This is a genomic window from Chryseobacterium ginsenosidimutans, assembly GCF_024807225.1.
Taxonomy (GTDB): Bacteria; Bacteroidota; Bacteroidia; order Flavobacteriales; family Weeksellaceae; genus Chryseobacterium; species Chryseobacterium ginsenosidimutans.
The window spans coordinates 1,941,688-1,961,319 of sequence record NZ_JANUCO010000001.1 but is presented as its reverse complement, the minus strand read 5'-3'; the positions used below and the strand labels follow the sequence as shown (position 1 = coordinate 1,961,319).

The 19,632-nt window shown below is 34.4% G+C and carries 17 protein-coding genes and 2 pseudogenes; 4 read left to right on the top strand and 15 right to left on the bottom strand.

Annotated elements, in window-relative coordinates; all coding sequences use genetic code 11:
• Positions 1-7: 7 nt before the first annotated feature.
• From J3D55_RS09355 to J3D55_RS09335, 6 genes are all read right to left on the bottom strand, one after another.
• On the bottom strand, positions 8-295 hold the full coding sequence (locus tag J3D55_RS09355) for a cell division protein ZapA (protein ID WP_259130568.1): 288 nt from the start codon (positions 293-295) through the stop codon (positions 8-10).
• Positions 295-597, bottom strand: coding sequence for a hypothetical protein (locus J3D55_RS09350; protein WP_259130566.1), 303 nt, complete (start codon positions 595-597; stop codon positions 295-297). Before J3D55_RS09350 ends, J3D55_RS09355 begins: the two co-directional genes overlap by 1 nt.
• A 139-nt stretch (positions 598-736) precedes the next feature.
• Positions 737-1,198: a type IX secretion/gliding motility protein PorT/SprT gene (gene porT, locus J3D55_RS22325; protein WP_310466882.1), complete on the bottom strand. Its 462-nt coding sequence runs from the start codon at positions 1,196-1,198 to the stop codon at positions 737-739.
• Entirely contained in the window at positions 1,188-1,520 is a 333-nt protein-coding gene (locus J3D55_RS22320) for a hypothetical protein (protein ID WP_310466881.1), read from the bottom strand. Before J3D55_RS22320 ends, porT begins: the two co-directional genes overlap by 11 nt.
• A 3-nt stretch (positions 1,521-1,523) precedes the next feature.
• Complete coding sequence (gene ubiE / locus J3D55_RS09340; protein WP_259130564.1) at positions 1,524-2,255, bottom strand: bifunctional demethylmenaquinone methyltransferase/2-methoxy-6-polyprenyl-1,4-benzoquinol methylase UbiE; 732 nt, start codon at positions 2,253-2,255, stop codon at positions 1,524-1,526.
• 3 nt (positions 2,256-2,258) lie between these two features.
• Positions 2,259-2,828, bottom strand: coding sequence for a FixH family protein (locus tag J3D55_RS09335; protein WP_259130563.1), 570 nt, complete (start codon positions 2,826-2,828; stop codon positions 2,259-2,261).
• 102 nt (positions 2,829-2,930) lie between these two features.
• Here J3D55_RS09335 and J3D55_RS09330 point away from each other — a divergent pair, with 102 nt between their 5' ends.
• Both J3D55_RS09330 and J3D55_RS09325 read left to right on the top strand, forming a co-directional pair.
• Positions 2,931-3,998, top strand: a complete 1,068-nt coding sequence (locus J3D55_RS09330) for a 3-oxoacyl-ACP synthase III family protein (protein ID WP_259130562.1) — start codon at positions 2,931-2,933, stop codon at positions 3,996-3,998.
• Between the two features lie 69 nt (positions 3,999-4,067).
• A pseudogene (locus J3D55_RS09325) lies at positions 4,068-5,274 on the top strand (metallophosphoesterase).
• A 343-nt stretch (positions 5,275-5,617) separates the two neighbouring features.
• Here J3D55_RS09325 and J3D55_RS09320 read toward each other — a convergent pair.
• Both J3D55_RS09320 and J3D55_RS09315 read right to left on the bottom strand, forming a co-directional pair.
• Positions 5,618-6,370: a polysaccharide deacetylase family protein gene (locus tag J3D55_RS09320; RefSeq protein WP_259130560.1), complete on the bottom strand. Its 753-nt coding sequence runs from the start codon at positions 6,368-6,370 to the stop codon at positions 5,618-5,620.
• An 85-nt stretch (positions 6,371-6,455) separates the two neighbouring features.
• Positions 6,456-7,421, bottom strand: coding sequence for an NAD-dependent epimerase/dehydratase family protein (locus J3D55_RS09315; protein ID WP_259130559.1), 966 nt, complete (start codon positions 7,419-7,421; stop codon positions 6,456-6,458).
• Between the two features lie 91 nt (positions 7,422-7,512).
• Here J3D55_RS09315 and ggt point away from each other — a divergent pair, with 91 nt between their 5' ends.
• Together ggt and J3D55_RS09305 are read left to right on the top strand one after the other, a co-directional pair.
• Positions 7,513-9,198, top strand: coding sequence for a gamma-glutamyltransferase (ggt, locus tag J3D55_RS09310; RefSeq protein ID WP_259130558.1), 1,686 nt, complete (start codon positions 7,513-7,515; stop codon positions 9,196-9,198).
• Positions 9,199-9,320: 122 nt separating this feature from the next.
• The gene (locus J3D55_RS09305) at positions 9,321-10,601 is read left to right on the top strand and encodes a dicarboxylate/amino acid:cation symporter (protein ID WP_259130556.1); all 1,281 of its coding nucleotides are present in this window, start codon (positions 9,321-9,323) and stop codon (positions 10,599-10,601) included.
• A 351-nt stretch (positions 10,602-10,952) separates the two neighbouring features.
• Here J3D55_RS09305 and J3D55_RS09300 read toward each other — a convergent pair whose 3' ends face one another.
• The 7 genes and pseudogenes from J3D55_RS09300 to gyrB form a co-directional block, all read right to left on the bottom strand.
• The gene (locus J3D55_RS09300; RefSeq protein WP_374759475.1) at positions 10,953-11,843 is read right to left on the bottom strand and encodes a diacylglycerol/lipid kinase family protein; all 891 of its coding nucleotides are present in this window, start codon (positions 11,841-11,843) and stop codon (positions 10,953-10,955) included.
• A 5-nt stretch (positions 11,844-11,848) separates the two neighbouring features.
• Positions 11,849-12,661 (bottom strand): DUF3298 domain-containing protein, encoded by an 813-nt coding sequence (locus tag J3D55_RS09295; RefSeq protein ID WP_259130555.1) that lies wholly within the window; start codon positions 12,659-12,661, stop codon positions 11,849-11,851.
• Positions 12,662-12,746: 85 nt separating this feature from the next.
• Positions 12,747-13,031 (bottom strand): RsiV family protein, encoded by a 285-nt coding sequence (locus J3D55_RS09290; RefSeq protein WP_259130552.1) that lies wholly within the window; start codon positions 13,029-13,031, stop codon positions 12,747-12,749.
• Between the two features lie 88 nt (positions 13,032-13,119).
• Positions 13,120-13,575 carry a hypothetical protein gene (locus J3D55_RS09285; protein WP_259130551.1) on the bottom strand — a complete coding sequence of 152 codons (456 nt, stop codon included), beginning with the start codon at positions 13,573-13,575 and terminating at the stop codon, positions 13,120-13,122.
• Positions 13,576-13,656: 81 nt separating this feature from the next.
• On the bottom strand, positions 13,657-15,588 hold the full coding sequence (locus J3D55_RS09280; protein WP_259130550.1) for a transglutaminase-like domain-containing protein: 1,932 nt from the start codon (positions 15,586-15,588) through the stop codon (positions 13,657-13,659).
• Position 15,589: 1 nt separating this feature from the next.
• Positions 15,590-17,482: a DUF3858 domain-containing protein gene (locus J3D55_RS09275; protein WP_259130548.1), complete on the bottom strand. Its 1,893-nt coding sequence runs from the start codon at positions 17,480-17,482 to the stop codon at positions 15,590-15,592.
• A 139-nt stretch (positions 17,483-17,621) separates the two neighbouring features.
• Positions 17,622-19,558: pseudogene (gene gyrB, locus J3D55_RS09270) on the bottom strand (DNA topoisomerase (ATP-hydrolyzing) subunit B).
• Positions 19,559-19,632 lie beyond the last annotated feature (74 nt).

Here is a 19,632-nt window from a genome sequence, read left to right as displayed (position 1 = left end):
AAAAAATCTATTTCCCTGTTTCGTTCAACGATTGATTGATTTGCATTAATCTTTCGTTGGTTGAATTTATTGTTTTATCGTAGTTCATAGACACCACTTCGGCATTCGTTCCCAATTTCAGGGCACACATTGCCAAAGCATCTTGCTTGTCTCTCACATCGAAGTTTTGTTCAAAATCTTTAATCATACTTTCAATCTGCTTCCCTACCTTACGCAGAGTTTCTTCCTCTGCTGCCGGTACATTCAGCGGATACACCCTTCCTGCAATGTTGATGGTTATTCTTCTTACCTCCATTATAATCCACTGTTTTGAAGCTGTGCAATACAGAAATCTATTTCCTTTACCAATCTGTTGATATGATTTTTCATCAATCTGTTGTGTTCAGGATTTCCTGATATTGCTGAATAAAGTTTTATATTTTTTTGTTCTTCTGCTAATACCTGACCTTTTTTCCTTTCCTCGTCGTATCTCTTCTTCAGGTCTTCATGTTCAATATTTAATTCTGAGAACTTTTCAGTAAGATTTTTATAATTCTTTTGTAATAGTAAAATCTTTTTCTCTAATTCTGAAAAATTGTTTTCTAAATCTTGAAGCATTTCAGGTTTTATATATTCTAACTATTAGCAAAAATAACAAAATATTAATACTAACAAAAATAAAAAGCTCTATATTTTGATAGTGCAACAAAAAAGGAGATGCTTTTGCACCTCCTTTCTATATTTTTAAGATCTTTTCTTATTCGAATTTCAATACGAAGAATACTGCTCTTGTCTGTAAAGTAGACATTGCAGACGTCCAGTAAGGTGGTGTAGTTGCATTATCGGCAACGATTTCGTTGTTCATGATAAACGTACCTCTGATTGCCGGAGTCAATTTAAATTTACTAAAGTAAAACTGAACACCCATTTCAGCAGACCAAGCAAAATTATGCGTTGTAGATCTGAAAACCTGCTGCATATTGTCATCCGTAGAATCTGAATTCGACTGAAGGTTTACGATGTAGTTTACCCCCGCTGCAATGTAAGGTCTTGAGTTGTACCATCTGTTTCCATGGAATTCCAACAATACGGGAACATCCACCAACGTTGTTTTAATCTCTCTTACTCTGTCTTTTTCCGTTAACGGGATCGGAATAAAAGGATCATTCGTCAAACTTCCGGCAGCGTACTGGTCGTTTGATTGTGTATTAAAGGTCAATTGTCTCTGACCAAATTGTAACCCTGGTTTCTAATCTTAGATCTAAAAAGTCATTCAGTCTCCATTTGGCGATTAAACCGGCACCGAAACTGTAACTTTCTTTAGAAGTAACAAGATTTTGATTATTATTCATACCATATCTAGGATTCAAAACGATACGGTAGTCTAGTTTATTACCATTCAGATAAAAACCCCAACTGAATTTTTGCTCGTCAAAGTCTTCCAACTTATCCATTCTGTTACGGGTTCTGAATTGCGCGTTTGCTAAAACTGCAACATTTACTGAGGCTAAAACCAGTGCTCTTAATAAAAATTTATTCATAGGTTACTTTGTTGCTTTATAAATTGTGGCTATCCCTAAACTAAGTTTTTTATATTCAACTTTTTTAAATCCTGTATCTAAAAGAATTTGTCTCATTTTTTCCCCGAAAGGGAAAGCATTTACAGAATCCGGAAGGTATGTATACGCCCTGTTATCTTTGGAAACCAATCTGCCGATGGCAGGTAATATATTTCTGAAATAAAACATATAAAATGGTCCTAGAAACCCCTCAACTTTTGAAAACTCCAGTATGTAAACACTCTTGTTATCTTTCACTACTCTTCTTAATTCTGCCAAACCTTTGGTAAGGTTTTCAAAATTCCTTACTCCAAATGCAACGGAAACAGCATCGAATCTATTGTCCTCGAAAGGTAAATTTTCTGCATCCCCTTTTTGCATGGAAATTTTGCCGTCTAATTTAAGTTTTTTTATTTTAATAACGCCAACATTTAACATTTGTTGCGATAAATCTAAACCAATTACTTTTGAACCTGTTCCTTTTTCAATCGTAATTGCCAGATCTCCCGTTCCAGTAGCCACATCCAGCACTTCCTGCGGATTATCATTTTTCATCCATTTCACCAAAGTATTCCTCCATAAAACATCAATTTTTAGGGATAAAACACGATTCAAAAGATCGTATTTTGGTGCAATATTGTCGAACATATCCTCTACCTGGCTCTTCTTTGTAGCCTCCGAATTGTAGGGAGTCACTTGGTTGATATCTTTTGTCAAAACTTAAAACTTGTAATATTCTTTATAATAATTAAGGTAATCCTGCTTTCTGAAGATTTTTGATCTCGATTCTATCTGCTGAATGTTTTTGATCACTTTATCGTAATCTTCATCCACATTGTAATAAAAATCATCAGTAAATAATTTATTGAAGCGTCTTGCACCTCCATAATATGCTTTTCCGTCGATCACAGTCTTATCAAGTGCCAAAAGTAATGAATCTTTTTTAAGATTGTACCCATAATATTGATCATTAACGTAATAATCTTGATGGGCAATATTAATTAAACCACGGATTTTGTTTACTTCAAACGCAGAATCGAACAGTAATTTTTTATTTTGATCGAAAACTTTAATCGAGTTTTTCCCCTTATTCAGGTCTATCGGAACGGTTTGCCCTCCCGCAATTGTTCCTTCCGAACCGTTATTAATTTTATAGTAAAACGTATTGGGAGTAGGATTATCTACAACATAAGAGTTCTTTTTCGCTAAAAAAAGGAAGTAGATCCCAAAGGCAACGATAAACGCCACAACTGCAATAAGTAAGCCTTTTAAGGATGGATTGTTTTTCATAGGATTGTAAAGTACAATTTTTGCAAATTTAATAATATTTTTAATTCTTTGTTATTAATATTAATTATTAACTTTGCGTCTTTAAAAAAATCATTTAAACGAATGCCGAATACGATCATTATTGGTTCTGGATCTTATATTCCTAATAGAATTATTGGTAGAGATTATTTTTTAGATTCTGAATTCTATACGGATGAAGGTGAAAAAATTGAAAAACCTACTGAAGAAATCATATCAAAATTTGTAGAAATTACAGAAATTGAGGAACGCAGATATATTGAAGACGATCTTTCGAACTCCAAAATAGGTTATGAAGCTGCAAAAGTGGCTATCGAAGATGCAAAAATTGAAGCTGAAGAAATAGATTATATTATCTATGCAAGTAATTTTGGAGAGGTAAATAAAGGTGGACTTGTGAACTTTATGCCGAATATGGCAGCGAGAGTGAAGAACCATTTGGGTATAAAAAACAGGAAATGTATCACATACGATATGATTTTTGGATGTCCGGGATGGGTAGAAGCAATGATTTTGGCAGATCATTTAATTAAAGCTCAAGTTGCTAAAACAATTCTTGTGGTAGGTAGCGAAACTTTAAGCAGAGTGACAGACCCTTTCGACAGAAACAAAATGATTTTTGCAGACGGAGCCGGTGCAGTTGTGGTAAAAGCTACCGACGAAGAAAATGTAGGAATCATCGCTCACAATACAATCTGTGACAACGGTCCTGAATTGGAATATCTTGTAAGTGGCCCTTCTTTAAACAAGGAAGTTGACAGAGACAAGCCATTTATCAGAATGCTGGGAAGAAAAATTTATGAGTACGCTCTTAAAAATGTTCCTGTTGCTATTAAAGAAACGATTGATGATGCCGGACTTTCTATTGATGACATCGACAAAATATTAATTCACCAGGCAAATGCCAAGATGGATTATGCTATGATCGACAGACTTCACAGGCTATATGACGTGAAAGATTACGACCATGCCATCTCTCCGATGACGATCCAAATGTTTGGAAATTCGTCGGTTGCAACAATTCCTACCATGTTTGATTTAATAATTAAAGGAAAAATGAACGGTCAAACGTTTAAAGAAAAAGGTAACATTGTGATGACTTCGGTAGGTGCCGGAATGAACATCAATGCGATCGTTTATAGATTTCCTTAATATAATATTTAATTTAAAATATAAAAAAGCACAGGGAAACTATTCTTTGTGCTTTTTTTACACTCGATTATGCAAAGAAATTTTTTAATTATTGCTGCAATCTTCTTGTTTTTAGAAGTTTACATTTATCAGGCAGTAAGAACGTTAACAGATAATTTCTGGATAAGACTCGGTTATTGGATCGTGTCTTTAACTGTTTATGGGATTTTCGCCTACGAAGTCTCTCATTTTCAAAAGTCAGACAGAAGTACCATGAGAGCGCAAATAATGATCTCATTGTTTGTTGTATTTGTTTTGCCTAAAGTTTTCATCGTTTTATTTTTATTGATTGATGATATTTTCAGAACAGGAAGCTATTTAATCGGATTAACACGCCCTACAGAAAACTTTTTCCCGGAAAGAAGGAAATTTTTAAGCTTAATAGGATTAGGTTTAGGAGGAGTTTCTTTCCGCCCTTTTCATCGACGGAATTACGTTTGGAAAATACCGCCACAAAGTGAGAAGAGTAAGAATAAACTTTGCTAATCTTCCCAAAAGCTTCAAAGGATACAAAATCGTACAGATTTCAGACGTTCACAGTGGAAGTTTCAGCGACCCGGGTAAATTGGAACACGCGATCAACTTAATTAATGAACAAAATCCTGATCTTGTTTTATTTACAGGAGATATGGTGAATAATGTGGCAGATGAATTCAAGCCTTTTATTTCTTTATTTTCAAAAATTAAAGCAAAAGACGGGAAATTAGCAGTTCTTGGAAACCACGATTACGGAGATTACGTAAGCTGGACTTCATTGGATGAAAAAAAGAAAAATCTTGATACATTAATCGAATACGAAAGACAGGCAGGTTTTGATATGCTTCGAAACGAACATAGAATCATCGAGAAAAACGGTGAAAAACTATACATTCTCGGTGTAGAAAACTGGGGATTGAAGCCTTTCCCACAATTCGGAAGACTGGATGATGCTTTGAAAGACGTTCCAAAAGATGCTACAAAAATTTTAATGAGCCACGACCCTACTCATTTTGATTACGTGGTAAAAAAGCATCCGACAGACATTCATTTAACACTTTCGGGACACACACACGGAATGCAGTTCGGTTTGGATCTTAAAAATATAAAATGGTCGCCCGTACAATACAAATATCCAAAATGGGCAGATTTATATGAAAGCGAAGGAAAAATGCTGTATGTAAACAGAGGTTTCGGTGTTTTGGGATATCCGGGAAGAGTCGGTGTTTTACCGGAAATTACGCTTTTTGAATTGGCTTAGCTTTAAACACAAATAACACTAATTTTTTGCACGAATAACACAAGTATATGTTTAATCTAAAAAATTTTGGAGAATTTTTAAACGCAAAGATTTTATTTTGAAAATATATATTTAGGGGAGCAAAGATGAATCAACATGTTGATTTGATTAAGCTCCTGTTTCAGCTTCGCGAAGCAAATTTATTTGCCTTTGCTATCTGAAATCAACGGCTTAAATAATTAAATCTTTGCGTTTAAATTAATTTTTCAAGCATAAATACGTTAATGTTTTCACAAATTAAGCACAAACATCTCTGTAAATCCGTGAAATCTGTGGGAGAAAAAATTCAGTCAAAGAAAAAGACTCAAAAAATATAATCTTTCATACGGGAAGTAGCCATCTCCTTCTCGTTGATCCAAGTAAGGAGGGCATCTAATTTGTCCTCCATTTTTCTGCCTAAATTTAATCTTCGGTAAAAAGGCATTTCAAATGGATATTTATTGAAATCTGTAAATTGCCAGGAGTTCAGATAAATCAAAACAAAATCATCTTTCTTTAACGTTTCAAAAATCATACTCTTATAATATCTCATCGGCAAAACCTGAAACACAAAATCATTATAAGGCAATTGGCTGTAAGGAGAAATACTTTCCGGGACAATACTCAATCCGTTTTCTTCGGTGATTTGCGTATCTCTTTTTAAGCGCTTAAAAGGAAAAAAAATATCCGCATTATCGATGTTGGAAACATAATTAAATTCCAATAATTTTAAATCTTCCTGCGGCAGTTTTAAATCTTTCTGGCGAATTCCTCTGATTTGTTTTTCTAAAAATTCCTCTGTAAATTTCTTCGCTTCTTCAATTTCCTGAAGACTGGAATTCTTATTGTAAAAAGCAATTTCATGCCCTTTGGATGAAATTGCTTTTATTAAATTTTGAAGCTTTTGAGCGAGCGAAATCTCCACAAAAAAGCTTGCTTTAACATCATGAATATCTAAAATCCTAAGAATAGCTTTTGTATTATCATGTGAAATTTTCAATCTTTCTTCATCGGAAATCTGAACGCCATTTTTCGTGTCAGCTTCAATATTTACGATGTTAAAAGTGAATAATACCATTTAAATTAAGTTTTAGATAAAATTTATAATAAATTAAAAATCAGATGTTAAAATATATTTTAATTAAAGTTAAACTTTAGATAAATTAATTTTTACCCAATTTTACTTTAAGATTCTTGATCATGTCTTTTGACATTTCAGAAATTCCGAAATCATACGTTAACCCCCAGTCTTTTTTCGCCACAGAATCGTTGATGGAAGCCGGCCAAGAATCTGCAATCTGCTGTCTGAAATCCGGTTTGTAATCGATCTCAAATCCTGGAATTTCTTTCTTAATTTCTTCTGCCAATTCTTTCGGAGTGAAAGACATTCCACCCAAATTATAAGACGAACGCACTGTCAAACTTTCCTTCGGAGCTTCCATTAATTTCAAAGTTGCATTGATTGCGTCGTCCATATACAACATCGGCATTCCTGTATTTTCAGAAATAAAACTTGTATATTTTCCTTCTTCAATGGCTTCGTAAAAAATCTCAACAGCGTAATCTGTAGTTCCGCCACCTGCTGGAGTTTTCCATGAAATCAATCCCGGATATCTTATACTTCTTACATCTACTCCATACTTGTCGAAATAATATTCGCACCATTTTTCACCAGCCATTTTCGAAATTCCGTACACCGTTGTCGGATTCAAAACGACATCCTGTTCCACATTTTCCTTTGGAATTCCTTTCCCGAAAACTGCGATTGAACTCGGCCAGAAAATCTTTTGAAGAAGACCTTCTTTCGCCAATTCGCAAAAATGAAGAAGAGGTTCAAGATTCAATTTCCATGCAAAAATTGGCTGCTTTTCTGAAGTTCCCGACAATAATGAAGCCAAATGATACACCGTTGTGATCTCATAATCTTTGATCACCTGTCTTACCAATTGCGTATTCGTAACGTCCATTCTCTCGTAATGTCCGGCTGCAGTGATTCCCTTTTGCCATCTGTCAAGCCCTGAAGCAACAACATTATCTGCTCCGTGGATCTCAACAAGTCTGTTTGTAAGTTCGGTACCGATCTGTCCTAAAGCACCTGTAATAAGTATTCTTTCCGTGTGGGATTCCATTTTTCTTTTTTATTAGTTGATCGGAAGCAAAAATAAATATTTTAAACCCTATCTTAAAACAAAATTGTAAATTAGGTTATAAAATTTACAAATGAAAAAGATTATTATTTCACTTATTTTATTTTCTCACACATTTTCAGCACAATACACTGATTTTAATATTGTAAAAGAAGTTAAGGTAAAAAACAAAGGCGTTGTCGTTTCTGCGCATCCTCTTGCCAGTGAAGCCGGTGCAAAAGTCCTGAAAATGGGTGGAAATGCCTACGATGCTATTGTAGCAACACAATATGCTTTAGCAGTTGTCTATCCTCAAGCCGGAAATATTGGCGGTGGCGGATTTTTGGTTGGGGTAAAAAATAACGGTGAAAAATTCACATTAGATTATCGTGAAACTGCGCCAAACAAGGCAACTCACGACATGTACATTGATAAAAACGGAAAAGCAAACACCGATTTATCTCAAAACGGAAGATTAGCTGTCGGAATTCCGGGAAGTGTTGCCGGATTTTTTGCAACGTTGAAATATTGCAAACTTCCTATGAATCAATTAATTCAACCTGCGATTGATTTAGCCGAAAAAGGTTTTTCTATTACCGAACAGGAAGCGAGTTTATTAAATGCAAACAAAGAATATTTTCAGCAACATAATAAATCATCCATCGTTTTCGTAAAAGAAACTCCTTGGAAAATGGGAGATATTTTGGTTCAGAAAGAATTGGCAGAAACCTTGAAATTAATTCAAAAACAAGGTTTAAAAGGATTTTATGAAGGAAAAACCGCCGAATATTTAGTTTCAGAAATGAAGAAAGGAAACGGAATTATCACGCTAGAAGATCTTAAAAACTATAAAGTTGCCGAAAGAAAAGCCCTTGAATTTGATTATAAAGGAAATAATGTTGTTTCTATGCCTTTACCTTCAAGCGGCGGAATTCTTCTGGCTCAGATGTTGAAAATGGCGGGTTATGAAAATCTTGAAAAATATCAGCAGAATTCTACAAAAGCAGTTCAAATTATGGTGGAAGCCGAAAGAAGAGCTTTTGCCGACAGAGCCGAATATATGGGCGATCCGGATTTTATTAAAGACAAAACATCGTATTTAATTTCTGATGAATATTTGAAAAACAGATGGAAAAGTTTCAGTTTTAATAAAGCAACTCCAAGTTCAGAAGTTGGAAAAATCATTAAACAACCTAAAGAATCTACGGAAACTACTCATATTTCCGTAATCGATAAAGAGGGAAATGCAGCAGCCGTTACCACTACTTTAAATGGTTTATACGGCAGTAAAGTCGTCGTGTCAGGAGCCGGATTTTTTCTAAATAATGAAATGGATGATTTCTCCATAAAACCGGGTGTTCCCAATATGTTTGGAGCTGTCGGCGGAGAAGCAAACGCCATTCAGCCTAATAAAAGAATGCTTTCATCGATGACTCCGACGATTGTTCTGAAAAACGGAAAACCTTATATGATTGTCGGAACTCCGGGAGGAACTACGATTCCGACCTCTGTTTATCAATCGATTGTAGATGTTGTTGATTTTAAATTAAATACAAATATTTCCGTCAATTCCCCAAAATTCCACCATCAATGGCTTCCAGAAAGTGTCGCTTTTGAGAAGAATTTTCCTGAAACTACTATAAAAGATTTAGAAAAATTAGGTTATAAAACAGAAAAATGGAATCAGATCGGAAGAACAGAAATGATTTTAATTGGTGAAAACGGAAATATTCACGCGGTTGCGGATGGTCGCGGTGACGATTCTGTTGCGGTGGAATAATTTCTATATCTAAACCTTCAAGGTTTTAAAGACCTTGAAGGTTTCAGCCGAAACTTCTTATGACTTTTATCATATTTTAGAGCAAATTTTATTAATTTTCGCCTTTAAAATCCGATATTCTATTGAAAGCGAAAAAATTCTATCAGCAACTTTATTTTCAGGTTATTATAGCAATTATTGCAGGAATTTTCTTAGGAAATTTCTATCCTGAACTGGGCGAAAAAATGAAACCTCTCGGTGACGGATTCATCAAATTGGTAAAAATGATCATTGCTCCGGTAATTTTCATAACACTGACTTTGGGAATTGCACACATGACCGATCTGAAAAAAGTGGGAAGAATTGCCGTAAAAGCGATGATTTATTTCATTACTTTTTCAACATTGGCTTTAATTATCGGATTGATCGTCGGAAATATTTTACAACCCGGACATGGGTTAAACATTGATCCTGCAACACTTTCCGGGGACGTTTCGCAATATCAGCAAAAGGCTCACGAAACAACATTGACGGGTTTTATGATGAATGTTATTCCCGAAACTTTGTTTAGTCCGCTGGTTGGGGAAAATATTCTGCAGGTGCTTTTAGTTGCTATTCTGATGGGAGTTGCCTTGGTTCTGACAAAAGAAAAAAGCCATAAAGTAACCGAATTTCTACAGGATCTTTCTACTCCGATTTTCAAAATTGTGCATATGCTGATGAAACTCGCTCCGATCGGTGCTTTTGGCGCAATGGCTTTTACTATCGGAAAATACGGACTTCATTCTATTTTAAATCTGATATTTTTGGTGGGAACCTTTTATATTACTTCTGCCCTTTTTGTGGTTGTAGTTTTAGGAGCGGTTGCTTGGTACAACGGTTTCAATATTTTTAAATTAATGTATTATCTGAAAGAAGAGCTTCTTTTGGTTTTAGGAACAAGCTCTTCAGAATCTGCACTTCCGGGAATTATGGAAAAGCTTGAAAAAGCAGGTTGTTCAAGAACAATTGTCGGTTTGGTTGTTCCTACAGGATATTCTTTTAATCTTGACGGAACCAATATTTATATGACTTTGGCTTCCTTATTTATTGCTCAGGCGTTGAATATTCATCTTCCGATTGAGAAGCAATTGATGCTGCTTTTAGTGGCAATGTTGAGCTCGAAAGGTGCAGCCGGAGTTACCGGAGCTGGCTTCGTAACGTTGGCTGCAACTTTAGCTGTTGTTCCCGAAATTCCGATTGCGGGAATGACTTTGATCTTAGGAATTGATAAATTTATGAGTGAATGCCGTGCTTTAACCAATGTTATCGGAAATTCTGTGGCAACTGTTGTAGTAGCAAACTGGGAAAAACAATTGGATAAAAACCAATTGCAATATTGTCTGGATCATCCGAATGAGGTTGAGAAGAAATTGGAAATTTGATCTTTCCCATAAAGATTGTCATCCCGTAGGGATCTAAGCAAATAATACAAAATAATTTTTCAAGATGCGATGCCTAGATCCCTACGGGATGACAAAATGGTCGTAAAAAACAGATTGTTAAAACTATCCCTGAAATCCTAGCCCCGATTGAGTGAAAATCCTTTTTTGAAAAAAAAGATTGCAATGGAAAGCGGGAAATAGCTCCTGAAAAAATTATTAATTATTAATTATTAATGATGAATTATTAATGGTTGTGGATTTCTCCTTTGTCGAAATGACAAACTGTAAATTATTTTTTGAGATGGCTTTACTTCGACACACTCACAGGCTAACTTCAATATTATCAATGACTCATATCAAAATATTCAAGCTTGCAGGTTGTACTTTGACGTGAATCGGAGATTTTATTTTATTGAATTCGCCGTCGAGATGCCAATTTTTGGTGTTGACTTTAAATTCGATTTCTGAAACGGGAAGATACGTCACGTAATCGTCATCCTTCAGTTTTTTCGTGAACATTCTGAATGCAAAAAGCGCAGAATACGTCAACGGAAATTTTTTCACCAAAACCATATCAACAAGACCATCGCTTTTACTCGCATTGGGAGCGATGTATGCGTTGTTCCCGAATTGGCGGGTGTTCGCAATATTCAACATTAGGTATTTTCCGTTGTATTGTTGATATTGTTCGTCAAAAAATTTAACCTTAATGGGTTTGTAATTGAAAAACGTTTTCAGGGAAACTTTGATATAATTTTTGAATCCGCGGTCGGTTTTTTCGAATTCTTTCACCACTTTTCCATCAAATCCGGTTCCGGAAACGTTGATAGAAAGTCGGTCATTCACGGTGAAAGTATCGATCTTTCTGGAATTTTTGACCTTGATTTTTTCCAGTAATTCATCCAGATTTTTCCCGAATTGGGTCTCGTTGGAAAAACCATTCCCTGAACCTGCCGGAAAAATAGCGAGAATTTTTTCTGTATTAATCAAATTTTTAGCAATGGTTGAAATTGTTCCGTCGCCTCCAATTGCCACAAAAATATCTATCTCATTGAAATGCTTCAAAATAAACTCGTCTGTTCCTGCAATAGATTCTGAAATGTAATACAGAGGATCTTTCACCTTAGCTTTCAGTTCATTAAGAAACGGCTGATAATTTTTTTTTGCCGAAAAAGGATTGATGATAAAGGCTACTTTTTCCATTGCTACAAAAATAAAAAATGCTTCCTGATTTGGAAGCATTATTATTAGTTAATTTTCATTCTTTCTTTAAAATCTGTTTTTAGATTCGCTTTTAGATCTTCCCAGGAAATCGGAATGACAATATCTCCAATGTCAAAATTTTTACCGATTTCGTTCATATTGTAATGAAAATAGAGGTTATTATCGTCAAAATAAAAGTTTCCCGTCATCGGAATTGATACTTTTGATAAAGCTGCATACCCTTTCTCATCATATTTTTTCATCTGCTGCATCATCGTTGTTTTTTCTAAATTTGCTTTTAAAAGCTCAGAAAGATCCTCTTTTGAGATCGATAAAATGTCAGAAAGCTGCAGTTTTTTGTTATTTATAAGATCAAAAACCTTTTCCTGATATCGATATTGATCTTTACTTTCGCCTTCAAACTGATTATAATAATATTGAATATACAGATAATCATTTTTATTCATCTTAAGATTCATTTGAGAAGTATATTCCCATTGTTGCTTACGTTTTGTATCAGAATATTTTTGCGATTTTCTAAGTTGGTTGTATAAATTCTTCTTTTCGTCCGTTAAAAATTTCTGTAATCCTTCTTTAGAAAAATTTGTAATATTTTTGTCTGCATAGATCTGTTTAAGAAGTTTTTTATTTTCAAAATTAGGAAATAAAAGAAGTTTTGAAGAATATTTTACCATGACAGAATCTGACAATTTTGTAGAATCCTCCTTTATTACAGAATCTATAATAAGTTTTGTATATGCATCGGGTGTAGAATTTTCTTTTTTGGATCCTATCTCTTTACATGCAAAAATTATTGCAAGCAGTGTGATTATCCATATGAAATGAAGCCTTTTCATCAATTCTGTGTTATTAGGTGTTGCTTATAAATCTCAAAAAACGTTCCAACTACTGAAAAAAGCCTCCAATATGGAAGCTTTCTATTTAATAATTAATACTCATTCTTTTTTTAAACTCAGGATTAAGAGTTGTTTTTAGTTCTTCCCAAGAAATCGGAATGGTAATATCTCCCGCTGCAAAAGCAGTAATTTCGTAAGGACTGTAATGGAAATAAAGGTTTTTATCATCAAAATAGAAATTTTTCGTTGCCGGAATTACCTCTACCAAAAGCATTTCGGCATTGTTTACTTTTCCTTTATCGTCTGTTGTTCCGCTGTTTATTTTATCAATATTTTTCATTAACAAAGCTTCCAATTTACTTTTCGGCATTGAAGTGATATCTTTTAGTTCTATTTTTTTATTGTTTTTAATATCAAAAACTCTTTCTGAAAAACCGTAATTATCATGTGCTCCACCTTCATAAGAAACCCCAAATGTATTCTATATGCAGATAATCATTTATGTTTGATTTTACATTCATTCCTGCATCAGAATACCAATTTTCGGGATGGGTAAGATCTGCGATCCAGTCTTTTGAATCTTTTTTAATCGTATTGAAATATTCATTTTTGTTTTTTTCAAGCAATGCCTGAATTCCGTTTTGAGAAAAATCCTGAATATTTTTATCTCCGAAATAAATACTGTCTAACAATTTCTTGTCTTTAATGGTAGGAAAAACCAATATTTTTGATGAATATTTAACCTGTAAAAAATTATTAATTTTAAGAGAATCATTTACTTTCACCGAATCAATGATAAATTTTTCCGGTTTGGTGATTTCTTTTTTATCAGTAATCATCTTGTTATCAGATTTTTTACAAGCCGAAAAAATAAAGAAAGAAGAAAGTGCCAAAACAGCAACTGTATTTTTCATAAATTTGTTTTCCTTCTTATATGCAAAAACCATTCAAAAGATGAATGGTTTTAAAATTATTTTGAAAAAATGCCGTAATTCTTACTTTTTCACCAAGCTTATTACCTGATTTTCCTGCTTCGAAGCAACGCCCCAAATTTGTTTAAATGCAGGATAATATTCTTTCACATAAGTTGGGCTCTTCACCGTAGTTGTAGAGATTACTTCAAGTTTATTACCTTTTTGCTCAGCAATATAACTATACGCAATTTCTTTATCATCCGTTACGATTTTCTTGTTTTTAGGCATTTCTTCAATCGTATAGCCTTCAGGAATTTCAAGGACAATTTTTTTAATTCTTGTGAATGGCGAAGTAAAATCAATCATATATTTTCTTGCTTCCGTCTGATCAAATTCATTGGAATTTTTATTTAAAAACAACATCGGATTAATAATCATTTTCTTCCCTATTTTATCGATCAGGTTATCTGAAGAAAACTTCATTTTGCTTTCAAAATCACCGGTTTCAAGCACTTTAGAATCAATATTTGTAAAATCTATAGAAAAATTCTCTTTGTACTGCTTCTTATATTTATCAGCATTATCATCGTAGCTTTCTTTTGCGAACATGGCATAAGTTCCTGTATCTCTGTCGGAATAATCTCCCGAAATACTTCCGTCAGCATTAATTTTTGCTTCTGCCGTAAGATACGTAAAACTCGTTTTCCCATTGTTCATCGTCAATTGCTGAACTTTCTCTTTATTAATTAAAATTCCAAACTGATTCCAGTCTCTCGGAGGCAACTGATCCATCGAAGATTGCTTAGAAGTCGCATCATACAAGTGGAAACCATCTTTTGTCTGAATCGCCGCAATCACAAAATTCATATTCGAAACATTGGGGGATGCGATATTAATCAGTCCGTTGCTTACCGTAGAAATCGCAAGCGGATCTGCCTTTATCCCCGCTTCACGAAGCATCATCACAAGAAAAAGATTGATTTCTGCCGCATTTCCGGTTTTCGTTTCAAGCATTTTTTTGATACCGTCTTCTACGTAAATCCCTCGATCTTTGTTCCACGTGAAGGTATTTTTAACATAATTAAAAACAGCATTTGCCTTTTCTAGTTCGTCGGTAATTCCGGAAATATTTGCAGGCATATTTTCTTTTGCCAGTTTTGTTTTCTTCAATTCTCCTCCAAAATCTTCATTTTCATAAAGCCTTTGTTTAACCTGTTCCCAAGACGAAGAATATAGTTTAACCTCTCTGAAATTCGTAGAATGCAGCTCTGCACTTATTTTTGTCCTGTAATTTTTATCATTATTAATAAATCTTTCAGTCTTAAAACCTTTTAAATTTTCATAGGCAAATCTGTAGGTTCTGTAATTCATCCCAAACATTGTTCTTTCGTCTACTTCTCTGTATTTCGGATTCAGAAAACCTGTATAATTTACGTTGTAAGCGATATTTGAAGGACTGTCTAAAACATATTCCGTGTATAAAGAAGGCGTATCCGATTCAATCATAATTTCAGGAATGATGAATAAAAACGGTGAAGTTACTTCGTACTGATATTCGATTATGGAACCATTTTTCACATTAGGGAAAGCAAATTTTGTAATGGAATAGTTCTTACTTTCCTTACTTTTATATTTCGAGCTTTTATCAACTTTGGTAGCAACAGAAACTCCATTTTCCAGATTATAGGTAAAAGCTTTCATACGGGAAACCGTCTCATGATCGCTTCCATTCTGATAAAGAGGAATTTCAAGATTCAACCAGTCTTCAGCCTTGTCTTTATCATAAATTTTGACTCTGTAAAAAGCTGTTTTAATAAGATTTCCGGTGCTGTATTCGATATTGAAATGTAAAGATTTATATAAAATTTCCGCCGGTGCATTTTCATCTAAAGCCGATTTTTGTTTTGATAAATCTGCGTCATTAAATTTTGGAGGTTCAAGGAATTCATGTTTTTGTCCTTCAATAAAAATAAAATTCATTGAACAAAAAGCGATTAGTATTAGTTTTTTCATGTTAAATTTTAGAAATTAAAATTTTTGAATTGTCGATGTTTATAGTTTTTTTTCTGAAATTAACGTAATCGTTATATTTTTCTTTTGGATAAAGCCCTTTATTGATTTTGATGACTCTGCTTACCTTTAATTCTTCGCCATTTTTTACAAAATTTAATTTATAAGTTCCAAATTCTGAAGTCATATTCACATTCTCAGGAAGTTCTTCTATTTTATAATTTTTAGGAATCGCAAAACTGATTTCGTATTCGTCTTCAAAAGACTGTCTCAGTTCAAAAGGTAATTCCCTGTTTTCATCAGTTTTATAAATCGTATTAGAATAAATCGGAACCGCTCTGAAAATCATGCTACTTCCTGCGTTTTTAGAATAATTGTTTGCTTTAAAATCAAGATCGAATTTTGCAACCGCATTATCTTTATCATTCAGGAAATTTTTCATCTCGATTTTCTCAAAATGTAAAACATCCAAAAGGTTTTTTATAGCTTCATTTCTTTCTTTCGGCGACATCGTGGTCAAAACCATATTGTTGTCATACTGAATTCCGGTATAAGAAAAATTACCTTCTCCTGAAATACTGTTATCTTCGTTAAGCTTAATTTTAAGAGATTGTTTTTCCTTACTTTGGTCTGCTGTGTAAATTGGAGTATCAATTAATTCAATTCCATTTTTTCTGATGGAAAGTACGTTTCTTTCTGTCGTGCTGTAGCTTAAATGATTAAAAGCAATCTGCTGCGACGTATTTTCCAACCAAATATTTCCTTTTTCTGTCGGAACCATTAAAATCACATGATTTCCACCCATTTTCGGAAAATCTTTATCAAAAGAAACCGGCGACGAACTGGAGTTTATCACCGAATAATACGAAGGAATTCCGGCTTCATCCAACAAAGTTTTCATATAATTCGAAAGACCTTTACAATCTCCATACCCCTTCTTCTGAACCTCATCCGGAAGCATCGGTTGCCAACCGCCAATTCCCAACGCCACAAAAATATATCTCGTTTTTGCCTGCATGTACTGATACAGTTTTTTAACCTTTTCTTCCGTTGTTCCCTGTAAATTAAGACCTGCAACTTCCGCTTTAATCGCGGGTGTCGACAATGAAACAGGCTGTAAAATGCTGTTGTAATACCAAGTTCCGAAGTCACTCCAGTTGGTCATATTTCCCTGTTTTCCTTCCAGATTAAATTTTGTTAAGGCAAAACTTACTTTTGGTAAAATTTTTACAGGTTGCGGCAACAAAAATGCATCATCAATCGCTGGAACATTTTTGTAAGTATAATTTTTTTCACCCGCATTATCACTTTCTATGACAGAAGTGTAATTGTATTTTGAAGGATATGTTTTGGTTTTAAGTTCAATTCCTGATTTGTTGATGATTTTCATCTGAGCTTCTTCCAAAGAGACATTCGTTCCTTTAAACGGCACAAAATCTGGCAGGAAAACCGTATTCTCATCACCAATCTGATAAGAAAACTCAACGGTATAAGGATATTGCGTCGGTGTATACGACAAAGCCATCACTCTGTTATCCGAATAAAAAGTTCCTTGATTATTATTAGCAAAATCTCCAAAATCAGACTTTGAATATGATTTTATCTTTTTCCCTGCTTCATCATAAATATTCACTTTCACATCAGAAATGCTGTTTCCTTTTTCATAAGGAATATAAACCAGCGCATCCGAATCTCCATCTTTTGTAAGGACCGTCGTTACGGTGTAAAACTGGTATTTTATATCATCAATTTTATTGATCTGAATGGTCGTAAAATCTTTTCTGATAACTGCATCCGCATTTTTCTTTAAATTTTCGGGAATCGCAGAAGCCGGGAAGCTCTGTGCAAAATATAGTGAGGCCATCGAAAGCGCTCCAATACAAAGTATTTTCATCATGGTTATAATAATTTAGCAAAAATAATGAAATCTAATAACTGGTGAAAGTATTTTTTATTGTATTAAAAAGACTTCACATTAATAAAAAGAAAAAAGACTCCATTTCTGAAGTCTTTATATTTATTTAAACTAAAATCAATTAGGCATCGATCTTAGCATATTTTGCATTCTTTTCGATAAATTCTCTTCTTGGCGGAACCTCATCTCCCATCAACATTGAGAAAACACTGTCTGCTTCTACAGCATTATCAATCGTTACCTGCTTTAAAATTCTATGTTCAGGATTTAGCGTTGTTTCCCAAAGCTGTTCAGGATTCATCTCTCCAAGACCTTTATAACGCTGAACCTCAACTCCCTTTCCGTCCGGAGACATTTCTAAAGTAAATTCTTCACGCTCTTTCTCGTTGTAGGCATATACTTTTTTGTTTCCTTTCTTCAATAAATACAAAGGCGGTTGAGCGATATAAATGTATCCATTCTCGATCAATTCTTTCATAAATCTAAAGAAGAATGTAAGAATCAACGTAGAAATGTGAGAAACCATCAATATCAGCATCGGTCATGATTACTACTTTGTGGTATCTTAACTTAGCCATATTCAATGCTTTGCTGTCTTCTTCTGTGCCTACAGAAACACCAAGAGCCGTATAAATATTTTTAATTTCTTCGTTATCGTAAACTTTGTGAAGCATCGATTTCTCTACGTTCAAAATTTTACCTCTTAACGGAAGAATAGCCTGGAAAAATCTGTCACGACCTTGTTTTGCCGTTCCACCTGCGGAATCTCCCTCTACTAAGAACAGTTCAGATTCTGCCGGATTTTTTGATGAACAGTCAGACAATTTTCCCGGAAGTCCAGAACCTCCCATCGGAGATTTTCTCTGTACCATTTCACGAGCTTTTTTCGCTGCCTGTCTAGCTTTTGCTGCCAAAACTACTTTCTGAACGATAATTTTTGCTTCGTTAGGATTTTCTTCCAAGAAATTGGTCAACATTTCCCCTACAATTTTATCTACAGCACCCGAAACTTCAGAGTTTCCTAATTTCGTTTTGGTTTGTCCTTCAAACTGAGGTTCCATTACTTTTACAGAAATCACGGCCGTTAATCCTTCACGGAAGTCATCCCCGGTAATTTCTACTTTTTCTTTAGCAGGAATCCCCAAATCATCGGCATATTTTTTCAAAGTTCTCGTCAAAGCACGTCTGAAACCTGCTAAGTGAGTTCCTCCTTCATGCGTATTAATATTATTAACATAAGAGTGAAGATTTTCGCTGAATGACGTGTTATAACGCATCGCCACCTCAACCGGAATATCATCTCTTTCTGCTTCCATGAAAATCACGTGCTCCATAATAGATTCACGGTTTCCATCTATATATTCTACGAATTCTTTTAATCCACCTTCAGAATGAAAAATTTCTGCCGGGAAAGATCCGTCTTCGTTGGGTTTCTCTCTCATCGATAAGAGTAATCGTAATTCCTTTATTAAGAAAGGCAAGCTCACGCAATCTTGTAGCAAGAGTGTCATAATTATAAACAAGCTCCTGGAAAATCGTACCATCCGGCTGGAAGAAAACGTCTGTTCCTCTTTCATCGGTAGTCCCTATCTCAGCAACATCTGCCAATGCTTTTCCTTCTGAATATTTTTGTTGATATAATTTACCATTAAGACTTACGGTAGCAACCAATAAAGTTGAAAGTGCATTCACACAAGAAACTCCAACTCCGTGAAGACCTCCTGAAACTTTGTAAGAATCTTTATCAAATTTTCCACCGGCACCAATTTTGGTCATTACAACCTCTAAAGCAGATTTTTGCTCTTTCTCGTGAAAATCTACAGGAATACCTCTTCCGTTATCTTTTACCGAAATACTTTCACCCTTATGAATTGTCACTTTAATTGTATCACAGTATCCTGCTAAAGCTTCATCAATAGAATTGTCTACTACTTCATAAACCAAATGATGGAGACCTCTCACTCCTACATCACCAATGTACATAGATGGTCTTAATCGTACGTGCTCCATCCCTTCTAAGGCTTGGATACTACTAGCTGTATATTGTTTTTGACTCATATAAAAATTAATAATTTGCCTAATGCAAATACCTACAAATATCGTGATTTTTTTCGAGATATGAAAGTTATAGG